Genomic DNA, 15885 nt, shown 5'->3' on the forward strand with positions numbered 1-15885 from the left:
AAGCCAGTCGGCTGATGCAGGGCCAATGCGGGAGGGGGCTTGCCCCCGATAGCAATGCATCAGCCAACAGATTCATTGGCTGGCTTACCGCTATCGGGGGCAAGCCCCCTCCCACATGGGGTCCCCATTGTTCCAGAGGCCTTAGCGTGGCCCGGAGACCACCAGCATCTGCCCAGGCTTCAGGGCCTGGCCGGTACGCGGGTTCCAGCGCTTGAGGTGTTGCATCTCGACATTGAAGCGCTTGGCGACCATGTACAGCGAGTCGCCTTTCTTGACCTTGTATTGCACCGGTTTCTTGCTGTCGGCCTTGGCCACCAGCTTGCGCGTGTCCTGCATTACCAGGGTCTGGCCGACCTTGAGGGCCTGGCCGTTGAGCTTGTTCCAGCGTTGCAGGTCATGTACGTCGACCTTGTTGGCCTTGGCAATCAGCGTCAGGTTGTCGCCGGTGCGTACCTTGTAGCTGCGAGTACGCCCGGCCACCCGTGCGGTCTCGACCTCGTCGAACACCTGCTTTTTCGGACGCATTGCCAGCAATTCTTCAGGCTTCATCGTCGAAAGGGTGCTGGTCAGCAGTTGCGCCTTGGAACTGGGCACCAGCAAATGCTGCGGGCCGTCCAGGGTAGTGCGTTGTTTCAGCGCCGGGTTGAGCTGGAACAGTTCGTCTTCGTCGATCTCGGCCAGCGCGGCAACCCGTGACAGGTCCATGCTCTGCTTGACTTCCACCACTTCGAAGTAAGGTTGGTTGGCAATCGGGTTCAGGTTGACGCCGTAGGCCTCGGGTGCCAGCACCACCTGGGACAGCGCCAGGAACTTGGGCACGTAGTCCTTGGTTTCCTGGGGCAGCGGCAGGTTCCAGTAGTCGGTCGGCAGGCCGAGCTTCTCGTTGCGCTCGATGGCCCGGCTCACCGTGCCTTCGCCGGCGTTATAGGCGGCCAGGGCCAGCAGCCAGTCGCCGTTGAACATGTCATGCAGGCGGGTCAGGTAGTCGAGTGCGGCGGTGGTGGAGGCGGTGATGTCGCGACGGCCATCGTAGGCACGGGTCTGGCGCAGGTTGAAGTAGCGCCCGGTGGAGGGGATGAACTGCCAGAGGCCGACCGCATCGCTGCGCGAATAGGCCATCGGATTGTAGGCACTTTCAATCACTGGCAGCAGCGCCAGCTCCAAGGGCATGTTGCGTTCTTCAAGACGTTCGACGATGTAGTGAATGTAGAGGCTGCCGCGTTCTCCGGCATTCTCCAGGAAGGACGGGTTGCTGGCGAACCACAGGCGCTGTTGCTCGATACGCGGGTTGACACCTAGACCGTCCTGCAGTTGAAAGCCCCGGCGCATGCGTTCCCAAACATCCTGGGGCACGTCGGGAGCCGGTTTTTCTGAAAGCCAGATGACGGGTTTCTGTTTGATTTTGGCGGTGAGGTTTGGCTTGGGTTGCACGGTGGATTGTGCGGTGAAATTGCTTGATTGGCAGCCCGCCAGTGTGGCGGACACAGCCACCGCCACAGCTTGAGCCAGGCGGGTCAATGCGTCTGAATGGTTGGATTTACGAATAGATGACGACATTGGCTGGAAGTAAGTTCCGGGCAAAAATGTCGGGCGATTCTAGAAACCCGTTGGGTTCCGGTCAACCATTCAGAAATTGCGTATCAGATTGCTTCCCTTTAGAACTTATCTTTCCAAGCCCTCAAGCTAGCAAACACCTCGGCCCCAGAGCGGTTGTCACGGCCATTCCGTTCGTCCGCTTTTTGTTTAACGGATGTTTCAGAGGTGCGCAGAAAGGGGTTGGTCAGCTTTTCCAGGGCCAGGTTGGAAGGCAGCGTGATCTCGCCTCTGGCCCGCAGTTGGCGTACGTTCTCCACTCGTTCGGCTATATCGGTGTTGTCCGGTTCCACAGCTTGAGCGAACTTGAGGTTACTCTGCGTGTATTCGTGGGTGCAGTACACCAGGGTATCGGCGGGCAGGGCGGCCAGGCGCTCGAGGGAGCTGTGCATCTGTTCCGGTGTGCCTTCGAACAGGCGCCCGCAACCGGCGGCGAACAGGGTGTCGCCACACAACAGCACGCCCGGGTGATAAAAGGCGATATGGCCCAGGGTGTGGCCGGGAACGCTATAGATGTCGAAGTCCAGGCCGAGTACCGTAATGCGGTCGTTATCGTGCAACGCCACGTCCCGCGCCGGGATTTTCTCGTTGGCCGGGCCGTAGACCTTGGCGTCGGTCTCACGCTTGAGTTGTTCGACACCGCCGACGTGATCGTGGTGATGGTGGGTGATCAGGATGTCGCTGAGGCTCCAGCCAGGGTTCTGCTCGAGCCAGGCCAGCACGGGCGCGGCATCGCCGGGGTCGACCACGGCGCAGCGTTGGGTGCGAGGGTCCTGTAACAACCAGATGTAGTTATCGGTGAAGGCGGGCAGGGCACTGATCTGTATCATTCTTCGATTCGCCAAGCTGAACACATTGGTGCATCTTAGAACGTCTAGGCGAGTTGGAGAATGCAATGACTGATAAAGCGTTCGCCCAGGCCGATCCTGAGTGGCTGGCCCTGATCGGCGCGGCCCGCGAGTGGCTGTCCGGTCCCATCGGGCAATTTCTGCTGGACGAAGAACGGCGCATGCTCGAAGACGAACTGGGCCGGTTCTTTGGTGGCTATCTGGTGCACTACGGCCCCTCGGCCGAAACGCCGCCCTGCGCGCCGCAGGTGCAACGTAATGTTCGCCTGGGTGCACCGTTGCCAGGTGTGGAGATCGTGTGCGAGGAACAGGCCTGGCCGTTGAGCGAGCATGCTGCCGATGTGGTAGTGCTGCAGCACGGGCTGGATTTCTGCCTGTCGCCCCATGGCTTGCTGCGCGAGGCGGCGAGCAGCGTACGGCCCGGTGGCCATTTGCTGATCGTGGGGATCAACCCCTGGAGCAGTTGGGGCCTGCGTCATGTGTTCGCCCATGACGGCCTGCGCCAGGCGCGCTGCATCTCGCCGCAACGGGTGGGCGACTGGCTGAACCTGCTGGGCTTCGCGCTGGAGAAACGCCGCTTCGGGTGCTATCGTCCGCCGCTTGCGTCGACCAAGTGGCAGGGCCGCCTGGCCGGCTGGGAACGCCGGGCCGGCGCCTGGCAATTGTCCGGTGGCGGCTTTTACCTGCTGGTGGCGCGCAAGATCGCGGTCGGGCTGCGCCCGTTGCAGCAGGTGCGCCGCGAGCCGATGGGCAAGCTGGTGCCATTGCCGATGGCCAAGGTCAACCGCAAGCAAAGCGATGCGTAATCCTCTTTTTGAATTGATACCGAGCAACCGATGACCGATAGCGTAGAACTCTTCACCGATGGCGCCTGCAAGGGCAACCCGGGCCCCGGCGGCTGGGGCGCGTTGCTGGTGTGCAAAGGCGTGGAGAAGGAGTTGTGGGGCGGTGAGGCCAACACCACCAACAACCGCATGGAGCTGATGGGCGCCATTCGTGGCCTGGAAGAACTCAAGCGCCGCTGCAATGTGCTGCTGGTGACCGACTCGCAATACGTGATGAAGGGCATCAACGAGTGGATGGCCAACTGGAAGAAGCGCGGGTGGAAAACCGCCGCCAAGGAACCGGTGAAAAATGCCGACCTGTGGCAATTGCTCGATGAGCAATGCAATCGCCATGACATCACCTGGAAATGGGTACGCGGTCATATTGGCCATCCCGGCAACGAACGTGCTGACCAGTTGGCCAACCGTGGCGTGGATGAAGTGCGGGGCTACAAGCAGAGTTGAAGGCGACTCACGTGGTAACATCGCGCCCTTTGAAATACACCAAACCGTTGAGAGCTGAACCCTGATGGCCATCCGATCTGTTGTACTCGATACCGAAACCACCGGCATGCCGGTGACCGACGGTCACCGGATCATTGAAATCGGCTGTGTCGAATTGATGGGGCGCCGCCTGACCGGCCGTCACTTCCACGTCTACCTGCAACCGGACCGCGACAGTGACGAAGGCGCAATCGCCGTCCACGGCATCACTGACGAATTTCTCAAGGGCAAGCCGCGCTTCGCCGAAGTCGCCGATGAGTTCTTCGAATTCATCAACGGTGCCCAGTTGATCATCCATAACGCGGCGTTTGACGTCGGCTTCATCAATAACGAGTTTGCCCTGATGGGGCAGACTGATCGCGCGGACATTTCCCGGCACTGCTCGATCCTCGATACCTTGATGATGGCCCGTGAGCGCCACCCGGGTCAGCGCAACAGCCTCGACGCCCTGTGCAAACGTTATGGCGTCGACAACTCCGGCCGTGAGCTCCACGGCGCCTTGCTCGACTCCGAGATTCTCGCTGACGTCTACCTGACCATGACCGGCGGGCAGACCAGCCTGTCCCTGGCGGGCAACGCCTCCGATGGCAGCGGCTCGGCGGAAGGCTCGGGCAACCGTCCTTCGGAAATCCGCCGACTGCCGGCTGATCGCAAACCCACGACGATCATCCGCGCCAGCGAACAGGACCTCGCGGAACACGCGGCCCGGTTGGAAGCGATCGCCAAATCGGCGGGCGCGCCGGCATTGTGGACCCAACTGACCCAGCAATAACCCCTGGATGAACTCGATTGAAACTGTGGGAGGGGGCTTGCTCCCGATAGCGGCAGGCCAGTCGAAACCTGTGTTGACTGATGTACCGTTATCGCAGGCAAGCCCCCTCCCACAATTGATTTCAATTGCCTGTCAATCTTCATTCGCGTCATGCCCGCCAAGCTTCTACCCTTGAGTGCATAGCCCTCAGGACGACAAGCACACATGTATAAAGACCTGAAGTTTCCCGTCCTGATCGTGCACCGCGACATCAAGGCCGACACCGTTGCCGGTGACCGGGTCCGAGGCATCGCCCGGGAGTTGGAGCAAGAGGGCTTTTCTATATTTTCCGCGGTGGACTACGCCGAAGGCAGGCTGGTGGCGTCTACCCATCATGGCCTGGCGTGCATGTTGATCGCCGCCGAAGGTGCTGGCGAAAACACCCACCTTCTACAGAACATGGTCGAGCTGATCCGCTTGGCGCGGCTGCGGGCGCCCAACCTGCCGATCTTCGCCCTGGGCGAGCAAGTCACCCTGGAAAACGCGCCTGCCGACGCCATGAGCGAACTCAACCAGTTGCGCGGCATCCTGTATCTGTTCGAAGACACCGTGCCGTTTCTAGCCCGGCAAGTCGCCCGTGCGGCGCGTACGTATCTGGATGGTCTGTTGCCGCCGTTCTTCAAGGCGTTGGTGCAGCACACGGCTGATTCGAACTATTCCTGGCACACACCGGGCCATGGCGGCGGTGTGGCCTATCGCAAAAGCCCGGTGGGGCAAGCGTTCCACCAGTTCTTCGGGGAAAACACACTGCGCTCGGATCTATCGGTCTCGGTGCCCGAGCTGGGTTCGCTGCTGGATCACACCGGGCCGCTGGCCGAAGCCGAAGCCCGTGCTGCGCGTAACTTTGGCGCCGACCATACGTTCTTCGTCATCAACGGCACCTCCACCGCCAACAAAATCGTCTGGCATTCCATGGTCGGGCGCGATGACCTGGTGCTGGTGGACCGCAACTGTCACAAGTCGGTGCTGCATTCGATCATCATGACCGGCGCCATCCCGCTGTACCTGTGCCCGGAGCGCAACGAACTGGGGATCATCGGTCCGATTCCCCTGAGCGAGTTCAGCCCCGAGTCGATCCGCGCCAAGATCGACGCCAGTCCCTTGACCCGTGGTCGCCCGCCGAAAGTGAAGATGGCGGTGGTCACCAATTCCACCTACGACGGCCTGTGCTACAACGCCGAGCTGATCAAACAGCAATTGGGCAACAGCGTCGAGGTGCTGCATTTTGACGAGGCCTGGTACGCCTACGCGGCGTTTCATGAGTTCTTCGCCGGGCGCTACGGCATGGGCACCTCGCGCACGGCGGACAGCCCGCTGGTGTTTACCACTCACTCCACCCACAAACTGCTGGCAGCTTTCAGCCAGGCTTCGATGATCCATGTGCAGGACGGCGGTGCCCGCCAACTGGACCGTGACCGTTTCAACGAGGCGTTCATGATGCATATCTCCACATCGCCGCAATACAGCATCATTGCCTCCCTGGACGTAGCTTCGGCAATGATGGAAGGCCCGGCCGGGCGTTCGCTGTTGCAGGAGATGTTTGATGAGGCGCTGAGCTTCCGCCGTGCCCTGGCCAATCTGCGCCAGCATATCGCCGCCGAGGACTGGTGGTTTTCCATCTGGCAGCCACCGTCGGTGGCGGGGATCGACAAGGTCGCCACCGCCGATTGGTTATTGCATCCCCAGGATGACTGGCATGGCTTCGGTGATGTAGCCGAGGACTATGTGCTGCTGGACCCGATCAAAGTGACCCTGGTAATGCCCGGTCTCAATGCCGGCGGTGCCTTGAGCGATTGCGGGATCCCGGCGGCGGTGGTCAGCAAGTTCCTCTGGGAGCGCGGTCTGGTAGTGGAAAAGACCGGGCTGTATTCTTTCCTCGTGCTGTTCTCCATGGGCATTACCAAAGGTAAATGGAGTACCTTGCTCACCGAATTGCTGGAATTCAAGCGCAGCTACGACGCCAATATCAGCCTGGCCAGTTGTTTGCCATCGGTGTTTGCCCAAGGGCCGACGCGCTACCAAAGCCTGGGCTTGCGCGACCTGTGTGACCAGTTGCACAGCTGTTATCGCAGCAACGCCACGGCCAGGCATTTGAAGCGCATGTACACCGTATTGCCGGAAATCGCGATGAAGCCCGCCGACGCCTACGACCAATTGGTGAGGGGCGAAGTGGAGGCGGTTTCCATCGACGCCTTGCCAGGACGCATCGCAGCCGTGATGCTGGTGCCTTATCCGCCCGGCATTCCGTTGATCATGCCGGGCGAGCGCTTTACCGAGTCGACGCGCTCGATCATCGACTACCTGGCGTTTGCCCGGACGTTCGATAGCAGTTTCCCCGGTTTTGTCGCCGATGTTCATGGGTTGCAACACGAGGATGATGGCAGCGGTCGTTGTTACACCGTCGATTGCATCAAGGGTTAAGGATGTTTATGCAGGCTGTAATGAACCCGAAGTATCCCGGACTCAGTGTGCGGGTCGCAGATGAAGGCTTTGATGCCTATGTGTGGGGCAATGACTTCAGCTTTGAGGTCAGCGCCTACGGTGAGCCGCAGATGGGCAAGCGGGTCGATCAATGGCCCGTGGAGCGTATCTTGCCGTACCGCAAGTGCTACGGCATTGACCCTGAGGAGTTCGCCAGTTTCCGTGACGCGCCCGACAGTGCGATCTTCATGGCCTACCTGGACGACCGGGCGGTGGGGCACATCGTGGTCAGCACCAACTGGAACGGCTTTGCCCATGTCGACGAGTTGGCGGTGGCCTTGCCTGCGCGACGCCACGGAGTAGCCAAGGCGTTGCTGGATGTGGCGCAGTTCTGGAGCCGCAAGAAAAACCTGCCCGGCATGATGCTCGAAACCCAGAACAACAACCTCGGTGCCTGCCGCTTGTACGAGCGTTGCGGCTATGTGATGGGCGGCATCGACCATCTGCGCTATCGCGGTATCGACCCGCAGACCCGCGAAGTGGCGATATTCTGGTATCGGTTGTTCAAGAGCGAAGCCGGCAACGCTTAACCCGCCAACAAACCCTCGGCCTTCTGCGTCACGATCTCCAGCAGCGCATTCAGCGCCGGGGAGGTCGGGCCATCCTTGAGGGTCAGCGCATACAGGCTGATCATGATCGGCGGCGACACCGGGCACGCATCCAGCCCGGCCTCGCGGGCGCCGAACGCGGTGAACGGGTCGACCACCGCCAGGCCTTCGCCTGCTTCCACCATGCTGCGCATCATCTGGTAGGTCTGCACCCGCGTCTGCACCACCGGCAGCGGGCGCAAGGCTTGCAGCTTGGCGTCCAGCAGGCGGCTGAGCGGGTCCTGGCCCTCCAGGCCGATCATCGATTGTCCGGCGAGGTCCTGCAGCGCAATGTACTTCTGCTTGGGTTTGAGCCAACCATGGGGCGCCAGCAGTTGCAGCTTGCCCTGGGCGAGTACGGTGCAGTGGATCTGCGGGTGCTCCGGGTCATGCAGGCTCAAACCCACGTCGGCTTCGTGCAGCAGCAGGCTCCTGATGATCTCCCGGGTGGTTTGGCTCGACAGGTTGCAGGGCGTGTCCTGGAAGCGTCGGCGCAGCACCGCAATACTGTGCGGCAACAGCTGATTGGCCAGCGGCGGTGTGCAGAGCACGCGCAGGGCAGGGGCATGATGGTTTTTCAGGCGGCTGGCCAGGCGTTGCACCGGCTCCAGGGCCTCATACACATGGGCAATTTCCGCCTGCAGTTCCAGGGTTTCCCGGGTAGCCTGCAAACGCCCGCGCACACTGGCGAACAACATGAAGCCGAGCTGTTGCTCGGCGTCCTTGAGCGCCGAGTCCACATCGCCCACGGGAAGTTGCAACCACTCGGCGGCCGTGCCGAGGTGTCCGGTCTGCAAGATGGCCTGAATCACTTCGATATGACGTAAACGCATCGCCGGAGTCTATGTGCAGCGAGCCGGGTATTCAATAGAATGGCTGCGCTGATCATTAACGACCAAAGCCGGCTGCCGGCATTAACAACAAAAACAGGTCTGGTCTCACATGCCTCTACCCTCGATATTCCTCGGGGTAACGGTCAAGCAACTGCTGGTCCTGGTGACCGTAGGGTGCGTGGCTGCTTATCTCTTCAACAGTCAAAACGAAACCGCGCCGGAAAACCTGGCAATTGAAGCGTTTATCCGTTCCCAGGAACAGGTCATCGAACAGGTGGGGGCGGTGTTGGGTATTGAACTGGTCAGGCAGGTGGTGGCGTACCCAGGCTACAACACGGCGGGCTACCAGCGTTCCATGTTCGCGGTGGAGGGTGAGCGGGGGCGATTGGTGGTGATCGTGAAGAAGGTCGAGGGCGAGCAGGGCATTGAAGTCACCGAGATCCGTCGCCCGTGATCACCCCAGCCCAGTCAACGCCGTCAATGGCCAGGACTGAGCAGGTGGATAAGGCGGGATCTTATGACGCGAGGGTGGTTTGCGATTCGCGCACGAGAATGGTGCCCGATTGGATCAGCTTGAATTCGTCGCCTTCCAGTTTCTCTACACGGTCGCCAATGGCCAGCTTGTAGGTAATGGTAGGTGCCGAGCCAGCCAGGTCGCCTTGCGCCGGGTTGGATTCCTGGAACTCATGCACCGAATACACGCGTCCTTCTGCGTCTCTGGCATGAAACTGTCCGACTAATACTGCTGCCATCTGTTTAGAACCTCTGGAGATAAACACTCGATTTGCGGTTCTGTAGACCGTCATGGAGCTGGGTAGTTTACTTACGGAATAAAAATACTATTCGCCGATGTTTTAAGATGCTTCCTACATGATGCTGCGCAATGCAAGTGCCCGCAGGATTATCAAAAACCTTCTGGTGAACCCGTCGCGAAGACTTTATAACTACAAGCTCCTTTAGTCAGACGTCGGGAAACCCCAATGAGCAAGGTCTACACCATCGCCGTCGTGGTCGGCAGCTTGAGAAAAGACTCGATCAACCGCAAGGTCGCCCTGGCATTGGCTGAACTGGCCCCTGCCAACCTGAAGTTGAACATTGTGGAAATTGGCGATTTGCCGCTCTACAACGAAGACATTGACGGAGCATCACCGCCGGCAGCCTACAGTACTTTCCGCAAACAGGTGAGCTCATCCGACGCGGTGTTATTCGTGACCCCGGAATACAACCGCTCCGTCCCGGCCCCGTTGAAGAACGCCATCGACGTGGGTTCCCGGCCGTACGGGCAGAGTGCCTGGAGTGGCAAGCCGGGGGCGATCATCAGCGTATCGCCGGGTGCGATTGGCGGGTTTGGCGCCAACCATCACCTGCGCCAGTCCCTGGTATTCCTCGATGTGCCGTGCATGCAGCAGCCGGAGGCCTACCTGGGCGGCGCGGGCAGTGTGTTCGATGAGGCGGGCAAGGTGTCCGAGAAGACCAGACCGTTCCTGCAGGCCTTCATCGATGCCTACGGCAAATGGGTCGAAAAACAGCTCGCTTGATCGGGCAATCAGGTCCAGCAGTGGGAGCAAGCTCCCACGTTGGGTTCAGCGCAGCCAGTTGGTGCGTGCCAGTTCGATCACCTCATCGCCACGCCCACTCATCACCGCCTTGAGCATGTACAGGCTGAACCCCTTGGCCTGTTCCAGCTTGATCGTCGGCGGCATCACCAATTCCTGAGTGGCGGTGACCACATCCACCAGCACCGGGCCGTCATGGGCCAGGGCGCGGCGCAGGGCCGGTTCCAGGTCTTCGGATTGCTCCACGCGAATGCCGAGGATGCCCATGGCGTTGGACATGGCGGCGAAATCCGGGTTTTTCAGCTCGGTGCCGGCGTCCAGGTAGCCCGCCGCCTTCATTTCCATGGCGACAAAGCCCAGGGACGAGTTATCGAATACGATGACTTTGACTGGCAGCTTCAGTTGCGCCAGCGAAATAAAATCGCCCATCAGCATGGCGAAACCGCCGTCACCCGACATCGAGATCACCTGGCGATTGGGGAATGCCGCCTGCGCGCCAATGGCCTGGGGCATGGCATTGGCCATCGAACCATGGTTGAACGAACCGATCAGGCGGCGCTTGCCGTTCATCTTCAAATAGCGCGCTGCCCACACGGTGGGAGAGCCGACATCGGCGGTGAAGATCGCATCGTCATCCGCCAACTCACTGAGCAGGCGTGCCACGTACTGTGGGTGAATCGGCCGGTTGGCTTTCGACGGCTGGGCCAGGTCGTCCAGCCCTTGACGGGCTTTTTCATAATGCTTCAAGGACGTTTCGAGAAAGCTGCGATCAGTCTTGCGCGTTAACCTTGGCAGCAGCGCAGCGACGGTTTCGCTGACGTCGGCGGCGATACCCAGGTCCAGCGTGGCACGTCGACCGAGTGCCTGTGGGTTGCGGTCGACCTGGATGATCTTGGCGTCGGTGGGGTAGAACTGGCGGTAAGGGAAATCGGTGCCGAGCATGATCAGCGTGTCGCAGTCGAGCATGGCGTGGTAGCCGGAGCTGAAACCGATCAGGCCGGTCATGCCGACGTCGAACGGGTTATCCCACTCCACATGCTCCTTGCCACGTAGCGCGTGTACCACGGGGGCGCCCAGTGCGTCGGCGAGGGCGACCACTTGATCATGGGCTCCGGCACACCCGCTGCCGCACAGCAGGGTGACCTTGCGGCTGTTTTCGAGGATATCGGTGAGGCGTTGCAGGTCCTGTTCCGCTGGCAGCGTACGTGGTGCATGCAGGGCGGGCCACGGCTTGAGTTTGTCCTCGACCTCCAGCAGCGATACATCGCCCGGTATTACCACCACGGCCACGCCGCGATTGAGGATCGCCGAACGCATGGCGCGATGCAGTACCTGGGGCATCTGCTCGGGGTTGGTGATCAGCTCGATAAAGTGGCTGCATTCCTTGAACAGTTCCTGGGGATGGGTTTCCTGGAAGTAGTTCAGGCCAATCTCTGAAGATGGAATTTGCGCGGCAATCGCCAGCACTGGCACATGGTTGCGATGGCAGTCGAACAACCCGTTGATCAAATGCAGGTTGCCCGGCCCGCAACTGCCAGCGCACACCGTCAGCTCGCCAGTAGCAGCCGCTTCGGCGCCGGCGGCGAACGCCGCCACTTCTTCGTGGCGCACGTGCATCCACTCGATGCTGTCCATGGTGCGCAGCGCGTCGGTGAGGCCGTTGAGGCTGTCGCCGGTCAGGCCCCAGATGCGCTTGATGCCCGCCTGTTCAAGGGTGGTCGCCAATTGCTGGGCCAGGTTGATTTTCGCCATGAAGAACTCCAATCGTCAGTGAGGTTAAAAACTGCTGATCAATAGGGGACAGTTCGATCACGGCGAATGCTCCGCCTTTAATGTGAAGATTGCGTCATGGCCGCGCGATATTGCCGGGTGCGCCGGGCCAGAAACCATTGGTCACGCACCAGCGCCATGCAAGGTGCGACGTGGGCCTTGGGCAGATGGCCGCGGCTGAGGCGGCGCATCTGGTAGCGCACCACGGCGAGAATGGCCAGGGATGCCAGGGGCTTGCGCTTCCAGTCGATGGGTTTGAGTTGCGGGTTGGGGTCGCGGCCTTCGCGCCAGTGCTGGATCAGTTGCGGTTCCAGCGTCAGGGCGGTGGCGATGCCGGCCATGGCGATACCGCTGTCGAGCACTTGTTGCACGATGGGCAGGCGACGGATGCCGCCGGTGACCATCACGGGCATCTGGGCAATGGCGGCGACTTCGCTGGCGAATTCAAGGAAATACGCCTCCCGGGCCAGGGTCCGGCCGTCCCGTGCTTCGCCTTGCATGGCCGGTGCTTCATAGCTGCCGCCGGACAATTCCAGCAGGTCGATGGACAGCGGATTGAGCATCTCGACCACGGCGCGTGCATCCGCTTCTTCGAACCCACCGCGCTGGAAATCAGCGGAGTTGAGTTTGACCGACACACAAAACGACGGGCTGACACCGTCGCGTACCGCACGGATCACGTCCAGGAGCAGGCGTGCACGGTTCTCCAGTGAACCGCCCCAGCGATCCGTCCGTTGGTTGCTCAACGGCGACAGGAATTGGCTGAGCAAGTAGCCGTGTGCACCGTGGATCTGTACGCCGGTAAAACCGGCTTTCTCGGCCAGGCGGGCGCTGGTGGCGAAGCGCTGGATCACGTCCTGGATGTCGGCCTCGGTCATGGCCTTGGGCGTGGCAAACATCTTCGAGAAACCGCCGAGGTCGAGCGCCACGGCGGACGGTGCAATGGCCTGCTGGCGCAGGTTGGCGGGTGTCTGGCGCCCAGGATGGCTGAGTTGCACCCAGAAGTGCACGTTCTTGCGCCGCGCCACGTCGGCCCATTCGCGAAAGCGCTGCAGTTGCTGCTCGTCCTCAAGGGCAACGCCGCCGGGGCCGGTCATGGCGCGGCGGTCGACCATCACGTTGCCGCTGATCAACAGGCCCGGCTCGCCATCGGCCCAGGCCGTGTAGAGCTGCTTCAGCTCGGGGGAGGGCGCTTGCCGGGCGTCCGCCATGTTCTCTTCCATCGCCGCCTTGGCGATACGGTTGGAAAGGACTTGGCCATTGGGCAGTTGCAGAGTTTCAAAGGGCGACATGAGTTGACTCCTGAGCAGGGGAGGCCTCAGGCTAAGCTTAAAGGTAACTTTAAGGTCAAGCAGGTAGTTCGATGAATATTGGAGAACTGGCAAAACAGAGTGGGCTGGCGGCGTCGCGTATCCGGTTCTATGAGGCGCAGGGCCTGATCAGCCAAGTGGGGCGGCAGGCCAACGGCTATCGACGCTATGCACCCGAAGCATTGCAGACCCTGCAATTGATCCAGAGCGCGCAGCAGGCCGGGTTCACCTTGCAGGAACTCAAGGCGTTGATGCCCGCGCCAGGGGAGCACAAGCGTGAGGCGTTGCTCGAAGCGCTGGAGCGCAAGGTGGAGCAGATTGAGGCCATGCAGGCGCAGTTGGCCCACAGCAAGGCGCAACTACTGGGTGTGATCGAGGCAGTGCAGGCGCAGCCGGAAGGGGTGCCGTGTTCGATGGGGCAGAAGCAGGTGCTGGCGTCGATCAAATCCAACCCATGAAAAAACCCTGGCATGCCAGGGTTTTTCATTTGCAGCGATTCAGCGCCGGCGGAACAACGGCAACGGCTCATCCGTTGCCGCCTGGTACGTCACCGAGAAGTCCTTGAGGCTCTCCAGTGCTTCGTACGGGTCTTTGTCGGCGCGCAGGGCGAAGGCATCGAACCCGCAGCGGCGCAGGTAGAACAGCTGGTCGCGCAGCACGTCGCCAATCGCACGCAACTCCCCCTTGTAACCGTAGCGGTCACGCAGCAGGCGCGCATTGGAGTAGTTGCGACCGTCGGTGAAGGCCGGGAAGTTCAGGGCGATGACCTGGAAGTGTTCCACGTCGTCGCCGATCTCCTCGGCTTCTTCATCGGCGTCCAGCCACACACCCAGGCCGCCGTCGCGGGCCTTGAGGGCGTGGCCGTGTTCGCGCCACAGGGCCAACGGCACGATCAGGTCGTCGCAGTTGGAAATGCCGTCGAAGCTCGCGTCCTTGGGCAGCAGGTGCCAGGTTTCGTCGAGGACTTCGTTGTTCTTAATGATTCGCTGCATAGACGCGCTCCTTGAACAGGTCGATGCCGATGCGCTGGTAGGTGTCGATGAAGCGCTCATCTTCGGTGCGCTGTTCGATGTACACGTCGATCAGCTTGCCGATCACCTCGGGCATGGCTTCCTGGGCGAAGGATGGGCCGAGGATCTTGCCCAGGCTCGCATCGCGGCTGGCGCTGCCACCCAGGGACACTTGGTAGAATTCTTCGCCTTTCTTGTCCACGCCCAGGATGCCGATGTGGCCGACGTGGTGGTGACCACAGGCGTTCATGCAACCGGAGATGTTCAGGTCCAGCTCGCCGATGTCGAACAGGTAGTCCAGGTCGTCGAAACGGCGCTGGATCGATTCGGCAATCGGGATCGACTTGGCGTTGGCCAGGGAGCAGAAATCGCCGCCCGGGCAGCAGATGATGTCGGTCAGCAGGCCAATGTTCGGCGTGGCGAAACCGCCTTCGCGCAGCTCGCCCCACAGAGTGAACAACTGGCTCTGCTCAACGTCCGCGAGAATGATGTTCTGCTCGTGGGAGGTGCGCAGTTGACCGAAGCTGTAGCGCTCGGCCAGGTCGGCGACGGCGTCCAGCTGCTTGTCGGTAATATCGCCCGGCGCCACGCCGGTAGGTTTCAACGACAGGGTCACCGCCACATAACCCGGCTTCTTGTGCGCCAGGGTATTGCGGGCACGCCAGCGGGCGAAGCCTGGATGTTCTTTATCCAGCACGGCGAACTCGGCGTCCTGATTGCTCAGGACCTTGTACTCAGGGTCGACGAAGTGCTTGGCCACACGATGCACTTCAGCTTCGGTCAGGGTGGTCTGGCCGCCGCGCAGGTGTTCCATCTCGGCATCGACTTTCTGGGCGAAGACCTCTGGGGTCAGCGCCTTGACCAGGATCTTGATCCGGGCCTTGTACTTGTTGTCTCGACGGCCGTAGCGGTTGTAGACCCGCAGGATCGCGTCGAGGTAGCTCAACAGGTCCTGCCATGGCAGGAATTCATTGATAAATGCGCCGACCACCGGGGTACGGCCGAGGCCGCCGCCCACCAGTACGCGGAAGCCCAACTCGCCGGCCGCGTTGTACACCGGCTCCAGGCCGATATCGTGCACTTCGATGGCCGCGCGGTCTGAGGTCGAGCCATTGATGGCGATCTTGAACTTGCGCGGCAGGTAGGCGAATTCGGGGTGGAAGGTGGTCCACTGACGCACGATTTCACACCACGGGCGTGGGTCGATCAGTTCGTCGGCGGCGACACCGGCGAATTGGTCGGTGGTCACGTTGCGCAGGCAGTTACCGCTGGTCTGAATGGCGTGCATCTGCACGGTGGCCAGCTCGGCCAGGATATCCGGCACGTCTTCCAGGGCCGGCCAGTTGAACTGTACGTTCTGGCGGGTACTGATGTGGGCGTAGCCTTTGTCGTAGTCGCGGGCAATCTTGGCCATCATGCGTACCTGGCGCGACGTCAGTTGGCCGTAGGGCACGGCCACCCGCAGCATCGGCGCAAAGCGCTGAACATAAAGGCCATTTTGCAGGCGCAGAGGGCGGAACTCTTCTTCGCTCAGTTCACCTGCCAGATAGCGTCGGGTCTGATCACGGAACTGCTTGACGCGGTCCTCGATGATGCGCTGATCGTATTCGTCGTATACGTACATATAGGTCCTGTTCTCGGCAAATCTGCGCGCACGGCCGCGCACTCCCAACGGAGCCGGCGCACGATACCAGTTTGCGTTTATGCGCAAAAGTGATGTTTGAGTATATGCAAATAACCAAATTGACTAATGAGAAC

16 protein-coding genes are annotated in these 15885 nt (G+C 61.0%); 8 read left to right on the plus strand and 8 right to left on the minus strand.

The genetic code is table 11. The features are described from left to right. Positions 1 to 141: 141 nt before the first annotated feature. Positions 142 to 1557 carry a lytic transglycosylase domain-containing protein gene (locus tag LUU92_RS12600; protein ID WP_071490685.1) on the minus strand — a complete coding sequence of 472 codons (1416 nt, stop codon included), beginning with the start codon at positions 1555 to 1557 and terminating at the stop codon, positions 142 to 144. Positions 1558 to 1655: 98 nt separating this feature from the next. Continuing rightward, positions 1656 to 2423, minus strand: a complete 768-nt coding sequence (gene gloB / locus LUU92_RS12605) for a hydroxyacylglutathione hydrolase (RefSeq protein ID WP_071490684.1) — start codon at positions 2421 to 2423, stop codon at positions 1656 to 1658. A 65-nt stretch (positions 2424 to 2488) separates the two neighbouring features. Between gloB and LUU92_RS12610 the strand changes: the two genes are divergently transcribed. From LUU92_RS12610 to LUU92_RS12630, 5 genes are all read left to right on the plus strand, one after another. After that, positions 2489 to 3247 (plus strand): class I SAM-dependent methyltransferase, encoded by a 759-nt coding sequence (locus LUU92_RS12610; protein ID WP_071490683.1) that lies wholly within the window; start codon positions 2489 to 2491, stop codon positions 3245 to 3247. A 30-nt stretch (positions 3248 to 3277) separates the two neighbouring features. Continuing rightward, positions 3278 to 3730, plus strand: coding sequence for a ribonuclease HI (gene rnhA, locus LUU92_RS12615; RefSeq protein WP_071490682.1), 453 nt, complete (start codon positions 3278 to 3280; stop codon positions 3728 to 3730). A gap of 70 nt (positions 3731 to 3800) precedes the next feature. After that, positions 3801 to 4541 (plus strand): DNA polymerase III subunit epsilon, encoded by a 741-nt coding sequence (gene dnaQ, locus LUU92_RS12620; RefSeq protein ID WP_165447934.1) that lies wholly within the window; start codon positions 3801 to 3803, stop codon positions 4539 to 4541. Positions 4542 to 4745: 204 nt separating this feature from the next. After that, positions 4746 to 7001 (plus strand): lysine-specific pyridoxal 5'-phosphate-dependent carboxylase LdcA, encoded by a 2256-nt coding sequence (locus LUU92_RS12625; protein ID WP_071490681.1) that lies wholly within the window; start codon positions 4746 to 4748, stop codon positions 6999 to 7001. 8 nt (positions 7002 to 7009) lie between these two features. Next, on the plus strand, positions 7010 to 7591 hold the full coding sequence (locus tag LUU92_RS12630) for a GNAT family N-acetyltransferase (RefSeq protein WP_083351445.1): 582 nt from the start codon (positions 7010 to 7012) through the stop codon (positions 7589 to 7591). Here LUU92_RS12630 and LUU92_RS12635 read toward each other — a convergent pair. Next, the gene (locus LUU92_RS12635) at positions 7588 to 8481 is read right to left on the minus strand and encodes a LysR substrate-binding domain-containing protein (protein WP_071490679.1); all 894 of its coding nucleotides are present in this window, start codon (positions 8479 to 8481) and stop codon (positions 7588 to 7590) included. The two genes, LUU92_RS12630 and LUU92_RS12635, sit on opposite strands and share 4 nt — an antisense overlap. Before the next feature lie 109 nt (positions 8482 to 8590). On the opposite strand from LUU92_RS12635, the gene LUU92_RS12640 reads away from it, so the two are divergent. Beyond that, entirely contained in the window at positions 8591 to 8935 is a 345-nt protein-coding gene (locus LUU92_RS12640; RefSeq protein ID WP_071490678.1) for a hypothetical protein, read from the plus strand. Positions 8936 to 8996: 61 nt separating this feature from the next. On the opposite strand, the gene LUU92_RS12645 is transcribed toward LUU92_RS12640, so the two are convergent. Then, positions 8997 to 9233 carry a hypothetical protein gene (locus LUU92_RS12645; protein ID WP_058426290.1) on the minus strand — a complete coding sequence of 79 codons (237 nt, stop codon included), beginning with the start codon at positions 9231 to 9233 and terminating at the stop codon, positions 8997 to 8999. Positions 9234 to 9461: 228 nt separating this feature from the next. On the opposite strand from LUU92_RS12645, the gene LUU92_RS12650 reads away from it, so the two are divergent. Beyond that, positions 9462 to 10019: an NADPH-dependent FMN reductase gene (locus tag LUU92_RS12650; RefSeq protein WP_071490677.1), complete on the plus strand. Its 558-nt coding sequence runs from the start codon at positions 9462 to 9464 to the stop codon at positions 10017 to 10019. A 45-nt stretch (positions 10020 to 10064) separates the two neighbouring features. Here LUU92_RS12650 and poxB read toward each other — a convergent pair whose 3' ends face one another. Together poxB and LUU92_RS12660 are read right to left on the minus strand one after the other, a co-directional pair. Further along, positions 10065 to 11789, minus strand: a complete 1725-nt coding sequence (poxB, locus tag LUU92_RS12655) for a ubiquinone-dependent pyruvate dehydrogenase (protein ID WP_257103729.1) — start codon at positions 11787 to 11789, stop codon at positions 10065 to 10067. A 77-nt stretch (positions 11790 to 11866) separates the two neighbouring features. Beyond that, complete coding sequence (locus tag LUU92_RS12660) at positions 11867 to 13099, minus strand: NADH:flavin oxidoreductase/NADH oxidase family protein (RefSeq protein WP_071490675.1); 1233 nt, start codon at positions 13097 to 13099, stop codon at positions 11867 to 11869. Between the two features lie 71 nt (positions 13100 to 13170). Between LUU92_RS12660 and LUU92_RS12665 the strand changes: the two genes are divergently transcribed. Beyond that, positions 13171 to 13575: a MerR family transcriptional regulator gene (locus tag LUU92_RS12665; protein ID WP_071490674.1), complete on the plus strand. Its 405-nt coding sequence runs from the start codon at positions 13171 to 13173 to the stop codon at positions 13573 to 13575. 39 nt (positions 13576 to 13614) lie between these two features. Here the strand turns inward: LUU92_RS12665 and LUU92_RS12670 are convergent, their stop codons facing one another. After that, positions 13615 to 14109, minus strand: coding sequence for a DUF934 domain-containing protein (locus LUU92_RS12670; RefSeq protein ID WP_048727764.1), 495 nt, complete (start codon positions 14107 to 14109; stop codon positions 13615 to 13617). Then, on the minus strand, positions 14093 to 15751 hold the full coding sequence (locus LUU92_RS12675) for a nitrite/sulfite reductase (RefSeq protein WP_222539910.1): 1659 nt from the start codon (positions 15749 to 15751) through the stop codon (positions 14093 to 14095). Before LUU92_RS12675 ends, LUU92_RS12670 begins: the two co-directional genes overlap by 17 nt. Between the last annotated feature and the right edge of the window lie 134 nt (positions 15752 to 15885).

It is taken from the genome of Pseudomonas extremorientalis (assembly GCF_024584605.1).
Taxonomy (GTDB): domain Bacteria; phylum Pseudomonadota; class Gammaproteobacteria; order Pseudomonadales; family Pseudomonadaceae; genus Aquipseudomonas; species Aquipseudomonas extremorientalis.

Coding starts and splice junctions, on each gene's coding strand:
- LUU92_RS12600 (WP_071490685.1), bottom strand. CDS start 1,557: ATGTCGTCATCTATTCGTAAATCCAACCATTCAGACGCATTGACCCGC.
- gloB (WP_071490684.1), bottom strand. CDS start 2,423: ATGATACAGATCAGTGCCCTGCCCGCCTTCACCGATAACTACATCTGG.
- LUU92_RS12610 (WP_071490683.1), top strand. CDS start 2,489: ATGACTGATAAAGCGTTCGCCCAGGCCGATCCTGAGTGGCTGGCCCTG.
- rnhA (WP_071490682.1), top strand. CDS start 3,278: ATGACCGATAGCGTAGAACTCTTCACCGATGGCGCCTGCAAGGGCAAC.
- LUU92_RS12625 (WP_071490681.1), top strand. CDS start 4,746: ATGTATAAAGACCTGAAGTTTCCCGTCCTGATCGTGCACCGCGACATC.
- LUU92_RS12630 (WP_083351445.1), top strand. CDS start 7,010: ATGCAGGCTGTAATGAACCCGAAGTATCCCGGACTCAGTGTGCGGGTC.
- LUU92_RS12635 (WP_071490679.1), bottom strand. CDS start 8,481: ATGCGTTTACGTCATATCGAAGTGATTCAGGCCATCTTGCAGACCGGA.
- LUU92_RS12640 (WP_071490678.1), top strand. CDS start 8,591: ATGCCTCTACCCTCGATATTCCTCGGGGTAACGGTCAAGCAACTGCTG.
- LUU92_RS12645 (WP_058426290.1), bottom strand. CDS start 9,233: ATGGCAGCAGTATTAGTCGGACAGTTTCATGCCAGAGACGCAGAAGGA.
- LUU92_RS12650 (WP_071490677.1), top strand. CDS start 9,462: ATGAGCAAGGTCTACACCATCGCCGTCGTGGTCGGCAGCTTGAGAAAA.
- poxB (WP_257103729.1), bottom strand. CDS start 11,789: ATGGCGAAAATCAACCTGGCCCAGCAATTGGCGACCACCCTTGAACAG.
- LUU92_RS12660 (WP_071490675.1), bottom strand. CDS start 13,099: ATGTCGCCCTTTGAAACTCTGCAACTGCCCAATGGCCAAGTCCTTTCC.
- LUU92_RS12665 (WP_071490674.1), top strand. CDS start 13,171: ATGAATATTGGAGAACTGGCAAAACAGAGTGGGCTGGCGGCGTCGCGT.
- LUU92_RS12670 (WP_048727764.1), bottom strand. CDS start 14,109: ATGCAGCGAATCATTAAGAACAACGAAGTCCTCGACGAAACCTGGCAC.
- LUU92_RS12675 (WP_222539910.1), bottom strand. CDS start 15,751: ATGTACGTATACGACGAATACGATCAGCGCATCATCGAGGACCGCGTC.